This is a genomic window from Pseudomonas sp. SD17-1, assembly GCF_029201585.1.
Taxonomy (GTDB): domain Bacteria; phylum Pseudomonadota; class Gammaproteobacteria; order Pseudomonadales; family Pseudomonadaceae; genus Aquipseudomonas; species Aquipseudomonas palmensis.
In genome coordinates this window covers 504,220-527,975 of the sequence record NZ_CP104044.1, presented here as the reverse complement: position 1 = coordinate 527,975, position 23,756 = coordinate 504,220, and the positions used below count along the sequence as shown (strand labels likewise).

At 64.1% G+C, this 23,756-nt stretch carries 19 protein-coding genes and 2 tRNA genes; 4 read left to right on the top strand and 17 right to left on the bottom strand.

Features of this window, described 5'->3' with window-relative positions; translation table 11 throughout:
• Positions 1–54: 54 nt before the first annotated feature.
• The 7 genes from dnaB to rnr all read right to left on the bottom strand — a co-directional run bounded on the left by dnaB (position 55) and on the right by rnr (position 7,295).
• A complete protein-coding gene (dnaB, locus tag N0B28_RS02410; RefSeq protein WP_043863521.1) occupies positions 55–1,452 on the bottom strand; it encodes a replicative DNA helicase in 1,398 nt (465 codons plus the stop codon).
• 110 nt (positions 1,453–1,562) lie between these two features.
• Positions 1,563–2,009, bottom strand: a complete 447-nt coding sequence (gene rplI, locus N0B28_RS02405; RefSeq protein ID WP_043863522.1) for a 50S ribosomal protein L9 — start codon at positions 2,007–2,009, stop codon at positions 1,563–1,565.
• A 21-nt stretch (positions 2,010–2,030) separates the two neighbouring features.
• Positions 2,031–2,921, bottom strand: coding sequence for a hypothetical protein (locus N0B28_RS02400; protein WP_043863523.1), 891 nt, complete (start codon positions 2,919–2,921; stop codon positions 2,031–2,033).
• 36 nt (positions 2,922–2,957) lie between these two features.
• On the bottom strand, positions 2,958–3,188 hold the full coding sequence (gene rpsR, locus N0B28_RS02395; protein ID WP_003171373.1) for a 30S ribosomal protein S18: 231 nt from the start codon (positions 3,186–3,188) through the stop codon (positions 2,958–2,960).
• Between the two features lie 28 nt (positions 3,189–3,216).
• The gene (gene rpsF, locus N0B28_RS02390) at positions 3,217–3,642 is read right to left on the bottom strand and encodes a 30S ribosomal protein S6 (RefSeq protein WP_043863524.1); all 426 of its coding nucleotides are present in this window, start codon (positions 3,640–3,642) and stop codon (positions 3,217–3,219) included.
• A 264-nt stretch (positions 3,643–3,906) separates the two neighbouring features.
• The gene (gene rlmB, locus N0B28_RS02385) at positions 3,907–4,659 is read right to left on the bottom strand and encodes a 23S rRNA (guanosine(2251)-2'-O)-methyltransferase RlmB (RefSeq protein ID WP_043863525.1); all 753 of its coding nucleotides are present in this window, start codon (positions 4,657–4,659) and stop codon (positions 3,907–3,909) included.
• The gene (gene rnr, locus N0B28_RS02380; protein WP_054916173.1) at positions 4,656–7,295 is read right to left on the bottom strand and encodes a ribonuclease R; all 2,640 of its coding nucleotides are present in this window, start codon (positions 7,293–7,295) and stop codon (positions 4,656–4,658) included. The genes rlmB and rnr overlap by 4 nt, the downstream gene beginning before the upstream one ends.
• A 264-nt stretch (positions 7,296–7,559) precedes the next feature.
• Between rnr and N0B28_RS02375 the strand changes: the two genes are divergently transcribed.
• The 4 genes from N0B28_RS02375 (at position 7,560) to N0B28_RS02360 (ending at position 10,617) form a co-directional block, all read left to right on the top strand.
• Positions 7,560–7,646 (top strand) — tRNA-Leu (locus N0B28_RS02375).
• A gap of 83 nt (positions 7,647–7,729) precedes the next feature.
• Positions 7,730–7,816 (top strand) — tRNA-Leu (locus N0B28_RS02370).
• A gap of 222 nt (positions 7,817–8,038) precedes the next feature.
• Positions 8,039–9,052: an extracellular solute-binding protein gene (locus N0B28_RS02365; RefSeq protein WP_043863527.1), complete on the top strand. Its 1,014-nt coding sequence runs from the start codon at positions 8,039–8,041 to the stop codon at positions 9,050–9,052.
• The gene (locus N0B28_RS02360; protein WP_043863528.1) at positions 9,052–10,617 is read left to right on the top strand and encodes an iron ABC transporter permease; all 1,566 of its coding nucleotides are present in this window, start codon (positions 9,052–9,054) and stop codon (positions 10,615–10,617) included. Before N0B28_RS02365 ends, N0B28_RS02360 begins: the two co-directional genes overlap by 1 nt.
• Positions 10,618–10,704: 87 nt before the next feature.
• Here the strand turns inward: N0B28_RS02360 and N0B28_RS02355 are convergent, their stop codons facing one another.
• From N0B28_RS02355 to N0B28_RS02310, 10 genes are all read right to left on the bottom strand, one after another.
• Positions 10,705–12,639 carry a methyl-accepting chemotaxis protein gene (locus N0B28_RS02355; RefSeq protein WP_043863529.1) on the bottom strand — a complete coding sequence of 645 codons (1,935 nt, stop codon included), beginning with the start codon at positions 12,637–12,639 and terminating at the stop codon, positions 10,705–10,707.
• Between the two features lie 199 nt (positions 12,640–12,838).
• Complete coding sequence (locus N0B28_RS02350) at positions 12,839–14,128, bottom strand: adenylosuccinate synthase (RefSeq protein WP_058541589.1); 1,290 nt, start codon at positions 14,126–14,128, stop codon at positions 12,839–12,841.
• 54 nt (positions 14,129–14,182) lie between these two features.
• The gene (locus N0B28_RS02345; protein ID WP_043863531.1) at positions 14,183–15,370 is read right to left on the bottom strand and encodes an ATP phosphoribosyltransferase regulatory subunit; all 1,188 of its coding nucleotides are present in this window, start codon (positions 15,368–15,370) and stop codon (positions 14,183–14,185) included.
• A gap of 278 nt (positions 15,371–15,648) precedes the next feature.
• Positions 15,649–16,518 (bottom strand): protease modulator HflC, encoded by an 870-nt coding sequence (hflC, locus tag N0B28_RS02340; protein ID WP_043863532.1) that lies wholly within the window; start codon positions 16,516–16,518, stop codon positions 15,649–15,651.
• Positions 16,518–17,684: an FtsH protease activity modulator HflK gene (gene hflK / locus N0B28_RS02335; protein WP_043863533.1), complete on the bottom strand. Its 1,167-nt coding sequence runs from the start codon at positions 17,682–17,684 to the stop codon at positions 16,518–16,520. The genes hflC and hflK overlap by 1 nt, the downstream gene beginning before the upstream one ends.
• A gap of 66 nt (positions 17,685–17,750) precedes the next feature.
• Positions 17,751–19,082: a ribosome rescue GTPase HflX gene (gene hflX / locus N0B28_RS02330; protein WP_058541590.1), complete on the bottom strand. Its 1,332-nt coding sequence runs from the start codon at positions 19,080–19,082 to the stop codon at positions 17,751–17,753.
• A gap of 12 nt (positions 19,083–19,094) precedes the next feature.
• Positions 19,095–19,355, bottom strand: coding sequence for an RNA chaperone Hfq (hfq, locus tag N0B28_RS02325; protein ID WP_043863535.1), 261 nt, complete (start codon positions 19,353–19,355; stop codon positions 19,095–19,097).
• A 94-nt stretch (positions 19,356–19,449) separates the two neighbouring features.
• On the bottom strand, positions 19,450–20,424 hold the full coding sequence (gene miaA, locus N0B28_RS02320) for a tRNA (adenosine(37)-N6)-dimethylallyltransferase MiaA (protein ID WP_043863536.1): 975 nt from the start codon (positions 20,422–20,424) through the stop codon (positions 19,450–19,452).
• A 1-nt stretch (position 20,425) separates the two neighbouring features.
• Positions 20,426–22,333, bottom strand: a complete 1,908-nt coding sequence (gene mutL, locus N0B28_RS02315; RefSeq protein ID WP_043863537.1) for a DNA mismatch repair endonuclease MutL — start codon at positions 22,331–22,333, stop codon at positions 20,426–20,428.
• Positions 22,330–23,754 (bottom strand): N-acetylmuramoyl-L-alanine amidase, encoded by a 1,425-nt coding sequence (locus N0B28_RS02310; RefSeq protein WP_196932996.1) that lies wholly within the window; start codon positions 23,752–23,754, stop codon positions 22,330–22,332. Before N0B28_RS02310 ends, mutL begins: the two co-directional genes overlap by 4 nt.
• Positions 23,755–23,756: the final 2 nt, after the last annotated feature.

Sequence of the window (23,756 nt, the reverse complement as noted above, 5' to 3'; positions counted from 1 at the left end):
AGCACAAATTTTGACCAATTCCGACGTCAGAAGTCGGAATTGGCCATCGGTACCTTATTCGTCGTCGTCGAAGTTGTAGCTGCCCGGTGCCAGGTTCTCGAAGCGCGTGTACTTGCCGATGAACGCCAGGCGCACGAAGCCGATGGGGCCGTTACGCTGCTTGCCGATGATGATCTCGGCGATGCCCTTGTGCTCGGTCTCGGGGTGGTACACCTCGTCGCGGTACACGAACATGATCACGTCGGCGTCCTGCTCGATCGCACCCGATTCACGCAAGTCGGAGTTCACCGGGCGCTTGTTGGGGCGCTGCTCGAGGGAGCGGTTGAGCTGCGACAGGGCGATGACCGGGCAGTTGAATTCCTTGGCCAGGGCCTTGAGCGAGCGCGAGATCTCGGAAATCTCGTTGGTACGGTTGTCACCGCTGGAGCCCGGGATCTGCATCAGTTGCAGGTAGTCGATCATGATCATGGCGATCTCGCCATGCTCACGCACCAGGCGCCGGGTACGTGCGCGCATTTCCGACGGGCTGATGCCGGCGGTGTCGTCGATGAACAGCTTGCGGTCATTGAGCAGGTTGACCGCCGAAGTCAGGCGCGGCCAGTCGTCGTCGTCCAGCTGGCCGGAACGCACCTTGGTCTGGTCGATGCGCCCCAGCGAGGAGAGCATACGCATGATCAGCGATTCGCCTGGCATCTCCAGTGAGTACACCAGCACCGCCTTGTCGCTGCGCAACACGGCGTTCTCCACCAGGTTCATGGCGAAGGTGGTCTTACCCATCGACGGACGGCCGGCCACGATGATCAGGTCGGCCGGTTGCAGGCCGCTGGTCTTCTCGTCCAGGTCGGTGTAGCCGGTGGAAATACCGGTGATGGCGCTGTCGGAGTTGAACAGCGTGTCGATGCGGTCGATGGCCTTGGTCAGCAGTTCGTTGACCCCTACCGGGCCACCGGTCTTGGGCCGTGCTTCGGCGATCTGGAAGATCTGCCGTTCGGCCTCGTCGAGGATCTCGGCGGCGTTGCGGCCCTGGGGGTTGAACGCGCTGTCGGCGATCTCGCTGCTGATGCTGATCAGCTGGCGCAGTGTGGCACGCTCGCGAATGATCTGCGCATAGGCCTTGATGTTGGCCACCGACGGGGTGTTCTTGGCCAGCTCGCCCAGGTAACCCAGGCCACCGACCTGGGAGCTCAGGCCTTCCTTGTCGAGCTGCTCGTGCAGCGTCACCACGTCGAACGGAGTGTTGAGGTCGGCGAGCTTGTAGATGGCGCGGAAGATCAGGCGATGGTCATGCCGGTAGAAGTCGCCGTCGGAGACTTGATCGAGCACGCGCTCCCAGGCGTTGTTGTCCAGCATCAGGCCACCGAGTACGGCCTGTTCGGCCTCGATGGAATGCGGCGGCACCTTCAGGGCAGCGGTTTGCAGATCATATTGCTCGGGGGCGGTAATCTCGTTCATGGCCACTTGGGAATCAGGGTGTTGAAAAAGACAAAGGGCACGACCTGCAATGCAGGATCGTGCCCGATGTTAACCGGCTGGCACCCAGGGTGCCAGTCGATTGGTCCAGCTTAGGCTGCGACGACAACCACGCGAACGGTGGCTTCTACGTCGCTGTGCAGGTGCACGGCTACGTCGAATTCGCCAACGTTGCGGATGGTGCCGTTCGGCAGACGCACTTCAGACTTGGCCACTTCAACGCCGGAGGCGGTCAGGGCGTCAGCGATGTCGTGGGTGCCGATCGAACCGAACAGCTTGCCTTCGTCACCGGCGGTGGCAGTGATGGTCACTTCCAGCTCGGCCAGTTGGGCAGCGCGGGTTTCAGCCGAAGCTTTCTTGTCAGCAGCCAGTTTTTCCAGCTCGGCGCGACGCTCTTCGAACGCAGCCAGGTTGGCAGCGGTCGCAGCGGTAGCCTTGCCGAATGGCAGCAGGAAGTTACGACCGTAACCGGCCTTAACATTTACCTTGTCGCCCAGGTTGCCCAGGTTGGCGACTTTTTCCAGCAGGATCAGTTCCATTAGGTATAAACCTCTTAACTTTTAACCTTCACCGTTCGCGTCACCGGCATCTTTCGATGCAGAACGACCGCGAAAATCAATCAGGCTGTCGACAATGGCCAGAACCACGAGCAACGGATAAATCAGCTGCATGAACAGCACCAGCGTCACGTACATCCCCACCAGCCAGAACCTGGCCAGGCGCTTCTGCGCGACCAGCCCGTGAATCAGGGCCAGCCCGGCGAACACCAGCGGTACGCTGCACAACGGTGTCAACATCGCCAGTTCGCTGCCGAAATTCGGCGCTATCAGCATGCACACCAGCAGCAACAGCGCCGGTACCAGCGGGAGCCGTATGGCGCGAAACTCGCTGCCAAAGCCTCCCGGGTTGTACAACGCGGCTTGCCAGTAGCGACCCAACATCAGGGCCAGCAGACTGACTGCCTGCAGCAATGCCGCAATCAGGCCGGTAAGCACCGGTGCGATCACGCTCCCCAGTCGGGCCCGCTCTTCTACCGTCAACTGCTGGTAGAGACCGTCGAGCATCTGCGGCAGGGCTTTTTCAAGCACCTGCGCCAGCGCTTCGATCGGTTCGCGGAACACCGAACCCAGGATGACGCCATACACCAGGCCCCAGGCGATGCTGAACAACAGCACCCGGCTCCAGGACTGTCCGGCGCGTAGCAACGCAGCCAGACCGAAGGTTCCCAGCAACACCATCAAGGTGCGCGGTTCACCGAAGAACCACCAGACCAGCGCGGGCAGCAATGCCCAGGCGAGGATCCCGGAGGCGTCCTTGAAACCGCGCCGCAGGAACACCAGGCTCCCGGCGGCGGCACTCAACCAGAACAACAGCGGCAATGCCGCACAACCGACCACTACCAGAGTGGCCTGCACGCGACCGCGCATGATGAAATCAGCTAACGCTCGCATGCACTTTATCCCTTGCTACCTGTCGACGACCCGGTCTCAGCGGCCGTGGCTGTCGGTGTAGGCCAGCAGGGCCAGGAAGCGGGCGCGCTTGATAGCGGTAGCCAGCTGACGCTGATAACGAGCTTTGGTACCGGTGATACGGCTTGGAACGATCTTGCCGGTTTCGGATACATAAGCTTTCAGGGTGTTGAGATCTTTGTAATCGATCTCTTTCACTTCTTCAGCAGTGAAGCGGCAGAATTTACGACGACGGAAGAAACGTGCCATGTAATAGGCTCCTCAAAAGGTCCGTGGATTACTCGTCAGCGTTATCGCTGTTGTCGCTGTTGTCGCTGTCATCGCCTTCGGCGTTGTCAGCGTGCTCAGGACGGTCGCGACGCTCACGGCGCTCACTGCGGTTTTCTTCAGCCTTGAGCATCTCGGACTGGCCGGTAACGGCTTCGTCGCGACGGATGACCAGGTTACGGATCACGGCATCGTTGTAGCGGAAGTTGTCTTCCAGCTCGGCCAGGGCCTTGCCGGTGCACTCAACGTTCAGCATCACGTAGTGAGCCTTGTGAACATTGTTGATTGCGTAGGCCAGTTGACGACGGCCCCAGTCTTCCAGACGGTGGATCTTGCCGCCGTCTTCTTCGATCAGCTTGGTGTAACGCTCAACCATGCCGCCGACTTGCTCGCTCTGGTCAGGGTGGACCAGAAAGATGATTTCGTAATGACGCATGAATGCTCCTTACGGGTTGTAGTCTGCCACCAGGGTGGTCAGACAAGGAGTGAATGACACTGTTTGTCTTGCCTTGTGCGGTGGGCGCATGCGCGCCTGCCAGCGGGGCAAGGGGCGCAATTGTAGAGAAGCGCCGGGGCGCACGCAAGGCAATTGGTGATTATTTGAACAGCCTTGAAAGCATCGCGGGCCAGGCCCGCCCCCACACAGGCCACCGAAAGCCCTGTGGGGGCGGGCTTGACCCGCGAAAGTGGCAACGCCTTATCAGGCCTTGCGCTTGGCCTGACGCTGACGCACCGCCTCGAACAGGCACACGCCCGTGGCCACCGACACGTTCAGGCTGCTGACGCTGCCGGCCATCGGCAGCTTCACCAGAAAATCGCAGTGCTCGCGGGTCAGGCGGCGCATGCCCTTGCCCTCGGCGCCCATGATCAGGATGGTCGGGCCGGTCAGGTCCTGCTGATACAGCTCCTGTTCGGCCTCCCCCGCCGTGCCCACCACCCACAGGCCCCGCTGCTGGAGCTTCTCCAGGGTACGCGCCAGGTTGGTCACGGCCACCAGCGGAATCACCTCGGCAGCGCCACACGCCACCTTGCGTACCGCCGGGGTCAGGGTCGCCGACTTGTCCTTGGGCACCACCACCGCCAGCGCACCGGCCGCATCGGCGGTGCGCAGGCAGGCGCCCAGGTTGTGCGGGTCGGTCACACCGTCCAGCACCAGAATCAGCGGCGCGCCTTCGGTGCGGTCCAGCAGCTCTTCGAGCATCGCCTCGCCCCACACCTGGCTCGGGCTGACCTCGGCGACCACGCCCTGGTGCACGCCCTCGACCCAGGCGTCCATCTCGCGGCGTTCAGCCTGGCCGACCGTCACTCGGTTCTGTGCGGCCAGCTCCAGCAGGGCCTGCACCCGCGGTTCGCTGCGGCTGTCGGCCAGCCAGATCTGCTTGACCCGCTTGGGGTGGTGGCGCAACAGGGCCTCCACCGCATGCACACCGTAGATCTTTTCCAGCTGACTCATGACTTGCCCTTGGGTTTACGTGAAGCGGAACCGGCTTTTGGCGGCCCCTTGCGGTGCTTGCTCGGTTTCTCCGAAGACGTCTTCGAGCCCTTGGCCGCAGGCTTGCCCACGGCGTTCTTGGCATCGGACAGCAACGCCTTCTTCATTTCCCGGCTCTTGCGCACTTCGGCGTTCTTGGCTGCGGCATCGGCCGGGAAATAGGCTTCGGAGGTTTCGTTCTTGCGGCTGCGACGCGGCGGCTCGGCCGGTGCCGCTTCGACCTTGGCGGCCTTGGCCGGCGCGCTGTAGGGCTTGGCGGCGCCATTGGACTTGGCCGAGGCAGCGCCCGTCTTGCCCTTGGCGGCAGGCTCGGCACCACGCTGCTTGCGACCGATCGGCGCATTCAGGGTGTTTTCGGCCATCTCGAAATCGATCTTGCGCTGTTCGAGGTCCACGCGCATCACGCGCACTTCGACCGTGTCGCCCAGGCGGAAGCTGCGACCGGTGCGCTCGCCCGCCAGGCGGTGGTGTACCGGGTCGAAGTGGTAGTAGTCACCCGGCAAGGCACTGACGTGCACCATGCCTTCGACGTAGATGTCGGTCAGTTCGATGAACAGGCCGAAACCGGTCACCGCGGTGATCACACCCGGGAAGCTTTCGCCCACGCGATCCTTCATGTACTCGCACTTGAGCCAGTTGGTCACGTCGCGGGTGGCTTCGTCGGCGCGTCGCTCGCTCATCGAGCACTGCTCGCCCAACTGCTCCAGGGCCGCCTCGTCGTACGGGTAGATGCGCGCCTTGGGAATGCTCATCGCGCCGGCCCGCTTGACGTGCGGGGTTTCCTGGCGCGAACGGATCACGCTGCGGATGGCACGGTGGGTCAGCAGGTCGGGGTAACGCCGGATCGGCGAGGTGAAGTGGGTGTACGCCTCGTAGTTCAGGCCGAAGTGGCCGTTGTTGTCGGCGCTGTACACCGCTTGGCTCAGCGAGCGCAGCATCACGGTCTGGATCAGGTGGAAGTCCGGGCGACCGGCGATCTGCGACAGCAGCGCCTGGTAGTCCTTGGGCGACGGACCATCCTTGCCCTTGTGCAGCGAAAGCCCCAGCTCGCCGAGGAAGGCGCGCAGTTTTTCCAGGCGCTCCGGCGGCGGACCGTCGTGCACGCGGTACAACGCAGGGATCTCGTGCTTCTTGAGGAACTCGGCCGTCGCCACGTTGGCCGCGAGCATGCATTCTTCGATCAACTTGTGCGCATCGTTGCGCACAGTCGGGCGAATTTCCGCGATCTTGCGCTCGGCACCGAAGATGATGCGGGTTTCCTGGGTTTCGAAGTCGATCGCGCCACGGGTGTGACGGGCCGCCAGCAACACCTTGTACAGCGCATACAGCTGCTTGAGGTCCGGCACCACGTGGCTGTACTGCTCGCGCAGCGCCTTGCCTTCACGGGTACGGGCATGTTCGAGCATGCTGCTGACCTTGTTGTAGGTCAGGCGCGCGTGGGAGTGGATGACCGCTTCGTAGAACTGGTAGTCGACCATCTGGCCGGACTTGTTGATGGTCATTTCACAGACCATCGCCAGCCGGTCGACGTTCGGGTTCAGCGAGCACAGGCCGTTGGAAAGCTCCTCGGGCAGCATCGGGATCACCCGCTCGGGGAAGTACACCGAGTTGCCGCGCACCTGGGCTTCGTTGTCCAGGGCAGAGCCCAGGCGCACGTAGCTGGACACGTCGGCAATCGCCACGAACAGGCGCCAGCCACCGGAGAACAGGCGCAGCTTGCCCAGGCTTTCGCAGTACACGGCATCGTCGAAGTCCCGTGCGTCTTCGCCGTCGATGGTGACGAACGGCAGGTGACGCAGGTCGATGCGGTGTTCCTTGTCCTTCTCTTCGACTTCAGGCTTGAGCTTGCGCGCTTCCTTGATGACCGCCTCGGGCCATACATGGGGAATGTCGTAGCTGCGCAGCGCCACGTCGATTTCCATGCCCGGCGCCATGTAGTTGCCGATCACTTCGACGATATCGCCCTGCGGCTGGAAGCGCTGGGTCGGCCAGTGGGTGATCTTCACCTCGACGAACTGGCCGACCTTGGCGCCGGCATTGCGGCCCGGGGTCACCAGCACTTCCTGCTGGACCTTGGGGTTGTCGGGGGTCACGAAGCCCACCCCGCCTTCCTCGAAGTAGCGCCCCACGATGCTTTCGTGGGCACGGGAGATCACTTCGACCACCACGCCTTCACGCCGGCCGCGCCGGTCAAGCCCGGACACGCGCGCCAGCGCTCGGTCGCCATCGAACACCAGGCGCATCTGCGCCGGGCTCAGGAACAGGTCGTCGCTGCCATCGTCGGGGACGAGAAAACCGAAACCGTCGCGGTGGCCCGAGATGCGACCCAGGATCAGGTCCAGCTTGTCTACCGGGGCATAGGTGCCGCGCCGGGTGTAGATCAGCTGGCCGTCGCGCTCCATGGCGCGCAGGCGGCGACGCAAGGCCTCGATCTGGTCCTCGGTCTGCAGGCCGAACTCTTCCACCAGTTGCTCGCGGGCGGCGGGAGAGCCGCGCTCGTCAAGGCGCTGGAGGATCAGCTCACGGCTAGGAATGGGGTTTTCGTATTTTTCCGCTTCACGAGCGGCCTCGGGATCGAGGGTCTGCCAATCGGCCATTAGTAGGGGTTCACCTTGTCTATATAGGGTTAGTTTGGCATAGCCGTATTGAAACCGGAAATCCGAGGCTTTGACAGCCCCGTCAGGGCCCTTGAGTGATGCCAAAACAGCCCAAGGAACAACGACTTGAAATTTTTGAGATTTTTTCTGAACGGGGCTTTACAGCCTTCGAGGGCATCCGTATAGTGCGCACCACAACGACGGACAGCGTCGTTATAGTTGAGAAGCGGCGCGATGTGAAGCATCATGAAGCCTCGACGATATGCCCAGATGGTGAAATTGGTAGACACGCCAGCTTCAGGTGCTGGTGACCTTACGGTCGTGGAAGTTCGAGTCTTCTTCTGGGCACCAATTTTCAAGTTTCAGATTAGCTTGCATGTCTGGAATTTACGCAACACACGCTACACCGTTTCATGTTTCAATGCTTCAACTTTGCCCAGATGGTGAAATTGGTAGACACGCCAGCTTCAGGTGCTGGTGACCTTACGGTCGTGGAAGTTCGAGTCTTCTTCTGGGCACCATATTCTAGAGAAACCCGCGAAAGCGGGTTTTTTTATGCCTGCGATTCGAGCTCACCCCACTGCCGCCCATTCGGACGCTGCGTTGCCACCCCGCCCCGCCCAACAAATCAAGTGAGTTAACCGATAGTCAGCTCATGAATTTTTCCTCACGGGCGTACTTGAGAAACTATATCGTTTATCATTGTTTCAAGATTTGTAGCCCGCAAGCGAGGAACCACCCGCATGACGATCCGCATCAACCCGATTTTGCGCGGCCTGGCCGTTTCCGTGTTCAGCCTGGTGCTCGCAGCACCCGCCGCCATGGCCGCCGACCCTGTGACGCTGACCCTGTACAACGGCCAGCACAAGGAAATCGGCGAAGCCATCGCCAAGGCCTACGAGGCCAAGACCGGCATTCACATCAATATCCGCAAGGGCAGCAGCAACCAGCTGGCCAGCCAGATCGAGGAAGAAGGCGCACGCTCCCCGGCCGACGTCATCTATACCGAAGAATCGCCGCCGCTGAACAACCTGGGCGAGAAGGGCCTGCTGGCCAAGATCGACGATTCGACCCTGCAAGTGCTGCCCAAGGAATACGTGGCCAGCAACGGCACCTGGATGGGCGTGACCGCTCGCACCCGCGTGGTGGCCTTCAACCCCAAGGTGATCGACGAAAAAGACCTGCCCCAATCGGTGATGGACTTCGCCGACCCCGAGTGGGACGGCAAGGTCGGCTTCGTGCCCACCAGCGGCGCGTTCCAGGAACAGGCCGTGGCCATCCTCAAGCTGCACGGGCGTGAAGCGGCCGAAGAATGGCTGACCGGCCTCAAGGCCTTCGGCAAGACCTACACCAACAACATGGTTGCCCTCAAGGCCGTGGAAAACGGCGAAGTGGCTGCCGTATTGGTGAACAACTACTACTGGTACGCCCTCAAGAAAGAGCGCGGCCAGCTGGACTCCAAGCTCTACTACCTGGCCGACGGCGACGTCGGTGGCCTGGTGACCATCTCCAGCGCCGCGGCGGTCAAGGCCAGCAAGCACCCCAAGGAAGCCCAGGCCCTGCTCGCCTGGATGGCCAGCGAAGAAGGCCAGCGCGTGATCACCCAGACCACCGCCGAGTATCCGCTGCACAAGGGCATGGTCTCGGACCAGGGCCTGAAGCCGTTCGAAGACCTGCGCCCGCCGAAGATCACCCCGGCCGACCTGGGCAATGCCGAGGAAGCCCTGGAACTTGAGCGCGAGGTCGGCCTGCTCTGATGGAAGCCGTGCTGCCTGCGCCGTCTGTGGCGCGTTATGTTCCGCGCCGCAAGCGCCCCTCGATCTGGGTGGTGCTACCGGTGCTGCTGCTGGTGGGCCTGAGCCTGCTGCCGTTGCTGTACGTGGGCCTCAAGGCCTGGCAGGCCGGCTGGCGCGAGGCGTTGTACCTGCTGTGGCGGCCCTTCGTCTGGGGCCTGATGAAGAACACCCTGCTGCTGATGGCCGGGGTGACCGTGGCCTGCGCCGTGGTCGGCCTGGCCCTGGCCTGGCTGCTGGAGCGCAGCGACCTGCGCGGGCGGCGTTTGTGGGGCGTGATCCTGTGCCTGCCGTTTGCCGTGCCGGCGTTCGTCAGCGGCTTCACTTGGGTCTCGCTGAGCCCGCGCTTCGAGGGGCTGGGCGGGGCGATCCTGGTGATGGCGCTGTCCAAGTATCCACTGGTGTTCCTGCCGGTGGCCGCGACCCTGCGCAACCTCGATACCTCGCTTGAAGAATCGGCGCGCACCCTGGGCTACAACCGCTGGGGTGTGTTCCGCCGGGTCACCCTGCCGCTGCTGTGGCCGTCGATCCTGGGCGGCAGCCTGCTGATTGCCTTGCACATGCTGGTGGAATTCGGCGCGCTGTCGATCCTGGGCCTGCAGACCTTCACCACCGCGATCTACCAGCAGTTCGAGCTGGAGTTCAGCAACGCCAATGCGGCGATGCTCTCGGCGGTGCTGCTGTTCATGTGCCTGTTGCTGCTGTGGTTCGAGCTGCGGGTACGCGGCAAGGCGCGGCACGTGCGCATCGGCCAGGGCGTGGCACGCCGCGCCAAGCCGATCCGCCTGGGTGGCTGGAGTGTACTGGGGCAGTTGAGCTGCCTGCTGCTGGCAGTGCTGGGCAGCGGCATCCCGCTGGGCATGCTGGGCTACTGGCTGAGCGTGGGATCGTCGGCGGCCTTCCCGGTGGCCGACATCAGCCGGGCGCTATTCTCGTCGCTGTCGCTGGCACTGGGCGGCGCGGGGGTGAGCCTGCTGCTGGCGTTACCGGTGAGCTTTCTGGTGGTGCGCTACAAGGGCCGCCTGGCGATCTGGGCCGAGCGCCTGCCCTACTTGCTGCACGCGCTGCCGGGGCTGGTGATTGCGCTGACCCTGGTGTATTTCGCCCTGCACTATGTGCCGGCGCTGTACCAGACCACCGGCCTGCTGTTGCTGGCCTATGCACTGCTGTTCTTGCCGCTGGCGCAGGCGCCGGTGCGTACCGCGCTGACCAAGGCCGCACCACAGCTGGAAGAGGCGGCGCGCACCCTGGGCGCGACGCCGTTCAAGGCGTTCTGCAAGGTGACCCTGCCGATCATCTTCCCGGCCCTGGCGGCAGCGTTTGCGCTGGTGTTCCTGGATGCGATGAAGGAGCTGACCGCCACCCTGCTGCTCAGCCCCACCGGCATGACCACGCTGGCGACCGAAGTGTGGGCGCATACCGCCAACGTCGAATTCGCGGCGGCGGCGCCCTATGCGGCGCTGTTGATTGTGGTGTCGGGGTTGCCGGTGTACCTGCTGACGACGCGGATGTACCTGAACCGCGCCTGAAAGGCATCGCGGGTCAAGCCCGCTCCCACAAGGATCGATGAGGCCCTTGTGGGAGCGGGCTTGACCCGCGATACAAACGACACTATCTCAGGCCCTGAACTGCCCCAGGCTGGCCTTCAACTGCGCCGCCAGGTCATCCAGCACCTTGCTGCTGGCCGTGGTCTGCATCACCACCTGCGCTGCACGCTCGGCCTGGGCATGAATCGTCTCGACCCGCCCACGCACCGCCTGCGCCCCCTGCGCCTGCTGCTCGGCCGCCCGGGTGGCCAGGCCGATCGCCGCATGCACCTGCTCCACCGACACCTGCACCGACTGCTGCAGGCGCGCGTTGTCCTTGAGCACGGTCAAGCCTTCGCTGGCCTGACGCCCGGCCTGGCTGATGGCTGCCACCGCCTCTCGCGCGCCCTGCTGCAAGGCACCGATGTGCGCCTGGATATCGCCGGTCGAGCTCTGGGTCTTGCTCGCCAGCGCCCGCACTTCGTCGGCCACCACGGCAAACCCGCGCCCGGTCTCGCCAGCCCGCGCCGCCTCGATGGCGGCATTGAGCGCCAGCAGGTTGGTCTGCTCGGCAATCCCGTGGATCACCTCCAGCACCACCTCGATCTGCTGGCTCTGCTCGGCCAGCCGCTCGATCACCTTGGAGCCCGCCCCCACCTGCCCGGCCAACGCTTCGATCAGCTTGGCCACCTGGGCCGAGGTACGGCTGTTCTCGTCGGTGGCCTGGCGAATGTCCACCACCTGCTGCAACGCTGCCTGCATGGCCTGGCTTTCGGCCTGGGCTTCATCGGCCATGCTCGACAGGGCACGCAGGCTCTCGGCCACCTCATCGCGCTGCGAAGCGGCCGCCGCATCGGCGCCCGCGTTGTTCTGCGCCATGGTGCCGATCTCGACCCCGGTGCGCTGCGCCACCTCGCCCGCTTCGCGCACGATGGGCTGCAGCTTGTCGACGAACTGGTTGACCGCTGCAGCCATGTCGCCGATCTCGTCTCGGCTGTCGATCGGCACGCGCTTGGTCAGGTCGCCGTCGCCGGCCGCCAGGTCGTTGAGCGCGGCAATCAGCAGGCGCAGCTTGCTCAGCACGCGCCGGCCGAGTACCACGGCCACCACCAGCAATACGCCGAAGCCCACCGCCACCAGCCCCAGGCCGATGTTCCAGCGCAGGGTCGCCGCTGCTTGCTGCACGGTCTGCGAGGTGTTGGCCTGCATCGCCGCGGCACTGGCCTGGGCCGCCTGCAGGCGGGCGCTCAGGGCCTTGTTGCTGTCGGCCGCAGCGCCCACCAGGCTGTCGCCGACCAACTGGTCGCCGCTGGCGATCAGCGCCGAGAAGCGCGCGTCCAGCGCCTTGAGCTCGTTGTCGACCGACGCCGTGGAGACGCCCATCACCACCTTGCCGATCTCGGTGCCGTTGGGGTTGATCGAGGCTTCGATCATGTACACCGCCGGGTCGTTGCGCGCCGCATCCAGCACCTTGTCGAGCGCCCGTTCGCCCTGGCCCTTTTCCATCAGGGCCTGGTTGATCGGGTTCTGCCGGTTCAGGTAGCGGGTCAGGTGCTGGCCCTGGGCGTCGTCGTAGACCACGAAGAGCACGTTGGCATTGCGCTGGGCGCGCCGGGAAAACTCCGACAGTGCCGGTATGTCGTCATCCCAGATGGCCCGCGGCGCAACCGATGCCAGCAGTTCGGCCATGTGATTGGCCGACTCCTTGAGGCTTTTTTCGAGGGTGACGCGCAGTTGCGCCTGCTCCTCCTGAAGGCGTGCGGATAGCCCGGCGGACAAACGCTGGCGGGTACTGGCCGAAAGGCTGTCCAGGCCCGAGCTGAGCTCACGCCCGGCTTGTTCCAGTTCACCCGACAGTTTCTGGCTGTCTGCACCCAGGCGATTACCCAGATCGGCCTCCAGCGCAGTCACCGTGCTCCGCGTCAGCGCGACCGCAACCAGCACCTGCACCAAAAGAGCGATACCCAACGCAACAAAGACAGGCCGCAACAGGCGGCTTCGTAACAATGAGAGAACGGCCGACACACAAGAACCCTCCGTATCGCGGGGCCATTATAGTGATGGCACCTTATAGGACGATTCTTACAGCAAAGGCCGTGCCGGGCAGCAGGCATACCGGTCAAATTCATAGCCAGGGCTGACCTTTATGACCCTTTCACCAACTGGCCAAAAAAAACGCCGCTGACCCGAAGGGACAGCGGCGTTCTTTACTGCCTACAGCGAATCAGGCAAACGGATGGCGCAGCACGATGGTCTCGTTGCGGTCCGGGCCGGTGGAGACGATGTCGATCGGCGCACCGATCAGCTCTTCCACACGCTTGATGTAGGCACGGGCGTTGGCCGGCAGTTCTTCCAGGGTCTTGGCGCCCACGGTCGACTCGCTCCAGCCCGGCACTTCTTCGTACACAGGCTGCAGGCCCACGTAGCTGTCGGCGTCGGTAGGGGCAACGTCCTTGCCCTCTGCGTCCTTGTAGCCGACGCAGATGTTGATGGTTTCCAGGCCATCGAGCACGTCCAGCTTGGTCAGGCAGATGCCCGAGATGCTGTTCACGTCGATGGCGCGACGCAGGATGACGGCGTCGAACCAGCCGCAACGACGGGCACGGCCGGTGGTTGCGCCAAATTCGTGGCCCTGCTTGGCCAGGTGCGCACCAACGTCGTCAAACAGCTCGGTCGGGAACGGGCCCGAACCCACGCGGGTGGTGTAGGCCTTGGTGATGCCCAGGATGTAGTCCAGGAACATCGGACCAACGCCCGAACCGGTCGCAACGCCACCGGCGGTGGTGTTGGAGCTGGTCACGTAGGGGTAGGTACCGTGGTCGATGTCCAGCAGCGAACCCTGGGCACCTTCGAACATGATGTCCTTGCCGGCGCGACGCAGGTCGTGCAGCTCGGCAGTCACGTCCAGCATCAGCGGCTTGAGCAGTTCGGCGTATTCCTTGCACTCGGCCAGGGTCTTTTCGAACTCGATGGCCGGCTCTTTGTAGTAACCCACCAGCATGAAGTTGTGGTAGTCCACCAGCTCGCGCAGCTTGTCTTCGAAGCGTGGCATGTTGAGCAGGTCGCCCACACGCAGGCCACGACGCGCAACCTTGTCTTCGTAGGCCGGGCCGATGCCGCGACCGGTGGTGCCGATCTTCAGCTCGCCACGGGCCTTTTCGCGGGCCTGGTCCAGGGCCACGTGGAAGGACAGGATCAGCGGGCAGGACGGGCTGATGCGCAGGCGCTCGCGCACCGGCACGCCCTTCTCTTCCAGCTTGGTGATCTCGCGCAGCAGGGCGTCGGGAGCAACCACCACACCGTTGCCGATCAGGCACTGCACGCCTTCGCGCAGCACGCCCGAGGGGATCAGGTGCAGCACGGTCTTCTCACCGTCGATCACCAGGGTGTGGCCGGCGTTGTGGCCACCCTGGTAGCGCACTACGGCGGCAGCATGTTCGGTCAGCAGATCGACGATCTTGCCTTTGCCCTCATCACCCCACTGGGTGCCCAGGACTACGACATTCTTACCCATAACACTTGTCCTCATTCGCGCAAACTTGGCGCCGGCTCGTGCCGGCGTGGAATCTCAAATGGCCAGCGGCAGAACCTGCCAAAGCCCGTTTTGCTGAATCAATTGCCGATCGCAATCCGCCTCGACGGCGGCGGTCAGCGGCTGCCCAGGCAAGGCCTGAACCACCCGCTGGCCCTCACTGCGCAATTGGCAGACCAACTGCCAAAGTGCTGCATCGCTGCTGTCGGGCATCCAGATCCCGCCAGACGGCAACACCACCTCGGCTCGCCCCAGTGTGACCAGGGTCTTCAAATCCGTGGAGAAACCGGTAGCCGGGCGTGCCCGGCCAAAGTCTGCTCCGATGTCGTCATAACGACCGCCCTGGGCGATCGACTGGCCGACGCCTGGCACGAAGGCGGCAAACACCACACCGGTGTGGTAGTGGTAGCCGCGCAACTCGCCCAGGTCGAAATACAGCGGCAGCTCGGGGTAACGCGTGGCGAGGCGCTCGGCGATCGCCATCAGGTCATCCAGCGCCGCCAGCACTGCGGCCGGGGCACGGCCCAGGCGCACACGTGCCTGCTCGAGCACTTCGCGCCCACCGCACAGCTCGGTCAGCGAACGCAGCATGCCGGCCAGGTCAGCCGGCAGCGTGGCGGTCAGCTCGATCACTTCGTCGATGGCCTTGCGCTGCAGGGCGTCGAACAACTGCTGCTCGACCGCGCCCGACAGGCCAGCCGCACGGGCCAGGCCGCGGTAGATACCGACATGCCCGAGGTCCATGTGCACATCCGGCACGTCGGCCAGTTGCAGCATGGCCAGCATCAGGCTGATGACCTCGACGTCGCTGACCGGGCTGGCATCGCCGTACAGCTCGGCGCCCAGCTGAATCGGGCTGCGCGAGGTCGACAGGGCACGTGGCAAGGCGTGCAGCACGCTGCCGGCATAGCACAGGCGGCTCGGCCCTTCACGGCGCAGGGTGTGCGCGTCGATGCGCGCCACCTGTGGCGTGATGTCGGCCCGAAAGCCCATCTGCCGCCCGGATTGCGGGTCGATGACCTTGAAGGTGCGCAGATCCAGGTCCTGGCCGGCACCGGTGAGCAGCGATTCCAGGTACTCGATATGCGGGGTCACGACAAACTCGTAACCCCAGCTCTGGAACAGGTCCAACACCTGACGACGCGCGATCTCGATGCGCGCCGCCTCAGGTGGCAGTACTTCTTCGATGCCATCTGGCAGCAGCCAGCGGTCTACCGTTGCCATTACGCCATTTCCCCTATGGTCCGGGCGGCCTGCCCGCGGGCGAGCCTTGAGTGAAGCAGCTATCGGCACACAATGACGGGCAGCGCTGATTCCAGCGAAACCGCAGTACCGATACCCTCGTAAAACCTGAAGTGCGCCACAAGCCCGGGCCCGATAAAGGCCAATCGATCTTGCAGACGCAAAAAAGCCGGGAATTTCCCGGCTGCCGCATCATACACCCGTTTTCTCGCGGGAGGCACCCCGCCCGACGTTTTAGCCGCCGGGCGGGGTGTGCATGCTTACGGTTTGGTCTTGCCCATGAAGCGGAAGAACTCGCTGCTCGGGTCCAGCACCAGCACGTCGCTCTTGTCGGCGAAGCTCTCGCGATAGGCCTTCAGGCTGCGATAGAACGCGTAGAACTCCTGGTCCTGACCATAGGCCTTGGCGTAGATGGCTGCTGCCTGGGCATCACCATCACCACGGGTTTCTTCCGACTCGCGATAGGCTTCGGCCAGCAACACGCGGCGTTGACGATCGGCGTCGGCACGGATGCCTTCGGCCAGCTCGTTACCCTTGGCGCGGTGCTCGCGAGCTTCACGCTCACGCTCGGTGCTCATGCGTTCGAACACGCTGCGGTTCACTTCCTTGGGCAGGTCGATGGCCTTGACGCGAACGTCGACCACTTCGATGCCCAGCTCCTTGCTGGCCATGCGGTTCAGCGAAGCGGTGATGTCAGCCATCAGCGCGTCACGTTCACCGGAAACCACCTCATGCAGGGTGCGCTTGCCGAACTGGTCGCGCAGGCCGCTTTCCAGACGGCGCGACAGACGTTCGTCGGCGATCTGCTTGAGGCCCGAAGTCGCGGTGTAGAAACGCTCGGCGTCCTGCACGCGCCACTTGGCGTAGGCATCGACCATCACCGCTTTCTTCTCCAGGGTCAGGAACCGCTGGGTCGGTGCGTCAAGGGTCATCAGCCGCGCGTCGAACTTGCGCACCTGGTTGACGTAGGGAACCTTCACATGCAGGCCAGGCTGCACATCGGCCTGTACCACACGGCCGAATTGCAGCAGCACGGCGCGTTCGGTCTGGGCCACGATGTAGAAGCTGTTCCAGGCGACGATCGCCAGCACCACGGCGACGATCACGGCGATCAGGGATTTATTGCTCATCAGCGGCTCTCCCTGGAGCGCGTCTCGCGCTGTTGCTGTTGCAGGTCTGCGGCGGCACGGTTGGCGGCGTCATTGGCCGACGGCGTGACGCTGGTGACCGGGGTGCTGCCACTGCGGCGGCTGTCGATCATCTTGTCCAGCGGCAGGTAGAGCAGGTTGCTCTGACCGTCCTTGCCGGATACCAGGACCTTGCTGGTGTTGCTATACACTTCCTGCATGGTGTCCAGGTACAGACGCTGACGGGTCACCTCTGGAGCCTTGCGGTACTCGGCCACCAGCTTGGTAAAGCGGTCGGCCTCACCCTTGGCACGCGAGACCACTTCATCGCGGTAGCCGTTGGCATCCTCGATGATGCGCTGCGCCTGACCACGGGCTTCCGGCACCACGCCGTTGGCGTAGGACTCGGCCTGGTTGCGCGCACGCTGCTCGTCTTCACGGGCACGGATCACGTCGTCGAAGGCTTCCTGCACTTCACGCGGGGCTGCCGCGCTCTGCACGTTGACCTGGGTCACGGTGATACCGGTGCGGTAGGTGTCGAGGAAGCGTTGCAGACGCTCCTTGATTTCCACGGCCATCTGCTCACGACCTTCGGTCAGCACCTTGTCCATCGAGGTGGAACCCACCACGTGGCGCAGGGCACTGTCGGTCGCGTGCTGCAGGCTGACTTCAGGCTGATCGACGTTCAGCACGAAATCCTGCAGGTTGGTGATCTTGTACTGCACGGTCAGCGGCACTTCGACGATGTTCTCGTCTTCGGTCAGCATCTGGCCCTGCTTGGTATAAGCACGCTCGCGGGTGACGTTCTCCATGTACTTGCGATCGATCGGCGGGAAGTAGATGTTCAGGCCCGGCCCTACGGTTTCGTAGTATTTGCCGAAGCGCAGCACCACGGCCTGCTCCTGTTCGTCCACCACGTACACGGCGCTGTACAGCCATATGGCCGCCAGTACGGCCAGGCCGATACCCAGCAGACCGAAACCGGCACCCTTGCCGGAGCCGCTGTCGCCGCCCCGTTTCTTGCCACTGCCGAACATGCCGTTCAGGCTATCCTGCAGCTTGCGGAAGGCCTCGTCGAGATCCGGTGGTCCCTTCTTGTCGCCGCCACCACGGCGCCCACCCCAAGGATCCTGATTGTTCGAGTTGCCACCCGGCTCATTCCAAGCCATAGCGCTCTCCATCTGATAAAGCAAAGACGCGCCCACGGCGCGCCGTCCAATGCTACAGAATGCCTGTCACGGCTGCCCGACCGCGAGGTCGGGCTTGTATTGCAAAGTGTGTTGCTCGATGAACTCCAGCGGTTTCATCCCCTCGCGGCTTACCAGGCGATTGAACTCGACCCGGGACAAGCGTACCGCCAGCAGGGTGTTGCCGTCTTCGTCATGGTCTTCGCTCTGCACCGCCCCCAGGTCGAAGAACAGCGCGCGCAACCGCGCGAAACGCTGTTCCAGGCGCAGGGTACCGATGAACAGGTCATCCCCCAGCAGTTCTGCAATCGCCTGCCCCACCAGCTCCAGGCCACGACCGTCACGGGCCGATACCCATACCCGCTGCGGCTTGCCGTCGGCATCGCGCTGGATCTGCGGCTCGACCCCTTCGAGCAGGTCGAGTTTGTTATACACCTCGAGGATCGGCAAGCCTTCGGCACCGATCTCGCCGAGCACCGCCATGACCTGCTCGATCTGCTCCATGCGCTCCGGCTCATGGGCGTCGATCACGTGCAGCAGCAGGTCGGAGTTGCTCGACTCTTCGAGCGTAGCCCGAAATGCCTCGACCAGCTTGTGCGGCAGGTGACGGATGAAGCCCACGGTGTCGGCCAGCACCACCGGCCCGACGTCATCCAGCTCGAGCCGACGCAGGGTCGGGTCGAGGGTGGCGAACAGCTGGTCGGCCGCATACACCTCGGACTGGGTCAGCGCATTGAACAGGGTGGACTTGCCGGCGTTGGTGTACCCCACCAGCGACACCGAGGGGATATCCGCGCGCTTGCGCCCGCGCCGTGCCTGCTCGCGCTGGCTGCGCACCTTCTCCAGGCGGCCCTTGATCTGGCGCAGGCGTATGCGCAGCAGGCGCCGGTCGGTTTCGAGCTGGGTTTCACCCGGCCCGCGCAGACCAATACCGCCCTTCTGCCGCTCGAGGTGAGTCCAACCGCGCACCAGGCGCGTGCTCATGTGCTCGAGCTGGGCCAGTTCGACCTGCAGCTTGCCTTCGTGGGTACGTGCCCGCTGGGCGAAGATGTCGAGAATAAGACCCGTGCGGTCAAGCACGCGACACTCGAAGATACGTTCGAGGTTACGTTCCTGACTGGGCGTGAGGGTGTGATTGAAAATGACCAAATCGGCCTGTTCGGCTTTGACCAGGTCGCGAAATTCCTCGACCTTGCCGCTGCCAATCAGGAACTTGGCGGTAGGCTGGTGTCGCGCCACATTGGCGAACGCGACAATATCGGCACCGGCCGACAGGGCCAGCTCGCGGAACTCCTGCGGGTCTTCGCGCGCCTCAGGGCTCTGACCTTCCAAGTGAACGAGGATTGCCCGTTCACCACCACCGTGGCGCTCAAAGAACAAAGCAGACTCCTATCAGGCGTTACCTGGCTCAGCGTCGCCCTGTTCGGCGTCGGCTGCGCTTGGCAGACGAATCGGACGAACCGGCACCACTGTCGAGATCGCGTGCTTGTAGACCATCTGGCTGACGGTGTTCTTCAGCAGAATCACGAACTGGTCGAACGACTCGATCGTGCCCTGCAGCTTGATGCCGTTGACCAGATAGATCGAAACGCCGACCTTCTCTTTTCTCAAAGTATTCAAGTAAGGGTCTTGTAGCGAATGCCCTTTTGACATATGCCGCACTCCTGTAAGGATCAATAGTAAAAAATCAAAGAAATATGATGGCTCAGGCCGCCCCACCCCAAGAGTAGACGGCAATTGCAGGGACTCAGCCCAATATGGAGACCGATCCCAGGTATTTCAAGGTGCGTGGCAGATTGTCGCAAGCCAGGCTGTCCAACCAGTGCAGATCGGCCCAACTGCGCAACCAGGTAAACTGCCGCTTCGCCAATTGGCGAGTGGCAATGATGCCGCGCTCCTGCATTTCAGCTGCACTCAACTTGCCATCAAGGTGATCCCAGACCTGGCGATAACCGACTGCCCGTATAGACGGCAGCCCTGCATGCAAGTCACTTCTGGCACGCAGTGATCGGACCTCGTCGACGAAGCCCTGTTCCAGCATTTGCCCAAATCGTAGCGCAATTCGCTCGTGCAGCACCTTTCGATCCTGCGGGGCGATTGCCAGGCTGGCGACAGTATAGGGCAATTGTTCCTGGCCCGAAGCGCCTGCGACGCTACTTTGCGCCGATTGACGCTCGCGATGTGACGTCATCGTCATGCCGCTGACCCGGTACACCTCCAGCGCCCGTACCAACCGCTGCGGATCGTTGGGGTGGATGCGCGCCGCTGATTCGGGGTCGACCGCCGCCAGCTGGGCGTGCAAGGCCTGCCAGCCCAGCTGTGCAGCCTCGGCTTCAAGCTCGGCACGCACCTGCGCATCGGCCGCAGGCATATCGGCCAGGCCTTCGAGCAGCGCCTTGAAATACAGCATGGTGCCGCCCACCAGCAGCGGGATATTGCCGCGCGCGGTGATCTCGGCCATGGCCTGCAGCGCATCGCGGCGAAAATCGGCTGCCGAATAGCTCTGGGCCGGGTCGAGGATGTCGATCAGCCGGTGCGGGTGCTCGGCCAGCAGCGCCTTGGACGGCTTGGCGGTGCCGATGTCCATGCCGCGGTAGACCAGCGCCGAATCGACGCTGATCAGCTCGCACGGCAGCACCTTGGTCAGCTCGATGGCAAGGTCGGTCTTGCCGGCGGCGGTGGGGCCCATCAGGAAGATGGCCGGGGGATTGCGAACTGCCATATCAGCGACCGCGCAGGAACAGTTTGTCCAGATCGTCCAGGCCCATCTGGGTCCAGGTCGGTCGGCCATGGTTGCATTGACCGCTGCGCTCGGTGTTTTCCATGTCGCGCAGCAGGCCGTTCATTTCCGGCAGGGCCAGGCGCCGGTTGGCGCGAATCGCGCCATGACAGGCCATGGTACCGAGCAGCTCGTTCAGGTGTGCCTGGATACGGTCGCTGGTGCCGTATTCCATCAGGTCGGCCAACACGTCCTGCACCAGGCGATTGGCCTCGGCCTGCTTGAGCAACGCAGGGATCTGCCGGATCGCCAGGCTTTCCGGGCCCAGGCGCTGCAGTTCGAAGCCCAGGCGCTGGAACCACGCCGCGTGTTCTTCGGCGCAATCGGCCTCGCGCTGGCTCAGGGCCAGAGACTCGGGCACCAGCAGCGGCTGGCCGCTCAGGCCCTCGCTGGCCATGGCCACCTTGAGCCGCTCGTACATGATCCGCTCGTGGGCCGCATGCATGTCCACCAGCACCAGGCCCTGGGCGTTCTCGGCAAGAATATAGATGCCCTTGAGCTGCGCCAGCGCATAGCCCAGCGGCGGAATATCGCCCTGGCCCTGAGGCAGGTTGGCCGGCTCGCTGCCGGGCAGCGGGGCGAAGAATTCGCGATACACCCCCTGGGCCTCGGCCGCGGGCAATGCCTGGGCCGGACGCGGGGTGTACTGGTACTGGTAGCCGGCGCCCGAGCCACTGCCCGCGGCGCTACCTGCCGTGTTCAGCATCGGCTGCGCCGGGGGCTGTTCGAGCAGGTTGGCGGCCAGGCGCATCTCGCCCTGGGGGCCGAACTCGCCGGCCTGCAGGCCACTGGGGCGCTCCACCTCGGGGGCAGCGGCTGCGCCCGGCTGGTGATCCTGCGGGCGCACATCGGCCAGCGCCCGGTGCAGGGTGCCGTACAGGAAGTCGTGCACCATGCGCCCGTCACGAAAGCGCACCTCGTGCTTGGTGGGGTGCACGTTCACGTCCACGCCGGTGGGGTCGACCTCCAGAAACAGCACGAAGGTCGGGTGCCGGCCATTGAACAGCACGTCGCGGTAGGCCTGGCGCACCGCGTGGGCGACCAGCTTGTCGCGCACGGCACGGCCGTTGACGAAGAAATACTGCAGGTCGGCTTGGCTGCGCGAGAAGGTCGGCAGGCCGACCCAACCCCACAGATGCAGGCCGTTGCGCTCCACCTCGATCGGCAGCGCCTGCTCCAGAAAGCCCGGGCCGCAGATCGAGGCCACGCGCCGTGCGCGGGCCGTGTCGTCATGGGCTTCATGCAGGCTGAGGACGCTCTTGCCGTTGTGGCGCAAATGGAAGGCCACGTCGAAGCGCGCCAGCGCCAGGCGCCGGATGACTTCCTGCAGATGGTCGAATTCGGTTTTTTCGGTCTTGAGGAACTTGCGCCGGGCCGGGGTATTGAAGAACAGGTCGCGCACCTCGACCGAGGTACCCACCGGATGCGCTGCCGGCTGCACCCGCGGGGACATGTCGCGGCCTTCGGTTTCAACCTGCCAGGCCTGGTCGGCGTCGCGGGTGCGCGAGGTCAGGGTCAGGCGCGCGACCGAGCTGATCGACGCCAGTGCCTCGCCGCGAAAGCCCAGGCTCATTACCCGCTCGAGGTCTTCCAGGTCGCGGATCTTGCTGGTGGCGTGCCGCGCCAGGGACAACGGCAGGTCGTCGGCAGCGATACCGCTGCCATCATCGCGCACCCGCAGCAGCTTGACCCCGCCCTGCTCCACCTCGACGTCGATGCGCCGGGCGCCGGAGTCGAGGCTGTTTTCCAGCAGCTCCTTGATCACCGAGGCCGGGCGTTCGACCACCTCGCCTGCGGCGATCTGGTTGGCAAGCCGCGGGCTGAGCAGCTCGATGCGAGCGCCGCTGCTCATGGCTGGCCAGCCAGCGTGGTGGCCGGTACGTCGAGGTTCTGGCCAACCTTCAGCTCATCGGTTTTCAGGCCGTTGGTGCTGCGCAGGCTGGCCACGCTGACCTGGTAGCGCACGGCGATCATGGCCAGGGTCTCGCCCGGACGCACGGTGTGCTCGCGCGGGCCCTGGGCGATCTTGCCGCTGTCACGCAGGAAGGCGATGTAGGTGCCCGGCGGCGGGTTCTGCTGGAAGAACTGGCGCACGCCACTGTGGATCGAGCGTGCCAGGGCCTGCTGATGGCTGGCAGTGGCCAGCTTGGAGGCCTCGTTGGCGTTGGAGATGAACCCGGTTTCCACCAGGATCGACGGGATGTCCGGCGACTTGAGCACCATGAACCCGGCCTGTTCCACGCGGCGCTTGTGCAGCGGGGTGACCCGGCCGATATTGCCCAGCACCTTCTGCCCCACGTTGAGGCTGGAGCTGAGCGAGGCGGTCATCGACAGGTCGAGCAGCACGCCAGCAAGCATGCGGTCCTTGTCGTCGAGGCTGACGTTGCCGGCACCACCGATCAGGTCGGAGCGGTTTTCGCTGTCGGCCAGCCAGCGCGCCGTCTCGGACGTGGCGCCACGGTCGGACAGGGCGAACACCGAGGCACCGAAGGCCGCCTTGGACGGCGCGGCGTCGGCGTGGATCGAGATGAACAGGTCAGCGCCCTTCTTGCGCGCAATCTCGGTACGCTTGCGCAGCGGGATGAAGTAGTCGCCGGTACGCGTCAGCTCGGCGCGAAAGCCTTTCTCGCTGTTGATCTGGCGCTGCAGTTCCTTGGCGATGGCCAGCACGATGTCTTTCTCATGCTGGCCGCGCGAGCCGGACGCACCCGGGTCTTCGCCGCCGTGACCGGCGTCGATGGCGATCACGATGTCACGCTTGCCGCTGGGCACCGGGGTCAGCTTGATCGCCGGCTGCGTCGGAGTCACCGGCACGGCCGGCGTGGTGGCCACCGACGGGGTCGGGGTGGGTGGCGTGGCGTCGGATTCCTGATCGAACAGGTCGACCACCAGACGGTTGCCGTACTGGGCGTTGGGCGCCAGGGTGAAGCTCTTGGGCGTCACCGACTTTTTCAGGTCGATGACCACGCGAAGGTCGGTAGGGGTGCGCTGCGCCGAGCGCACGCTGGTGATCGGGGTATTGGAGGTGGACACGTTCAAAGGCGCACCCAGGGTTGCGCCATTGATGTCGATCACCAGGCGATCCGGGGCCGTCAGGGTGAACACACTGTGCTGCACCGGGCCGGACAGGTCGAACACCAGGCGTGTGTTGTCCGGCGCACGCCATAAACGGACACTCTTGACTTGCGTGATCGCGAAGGCATCGACGGTTACTGCCGCCAGCAGCAGTCCTACAACGCCAAACAGTGCGCGAAAGCGCATACCTATCCCCATTT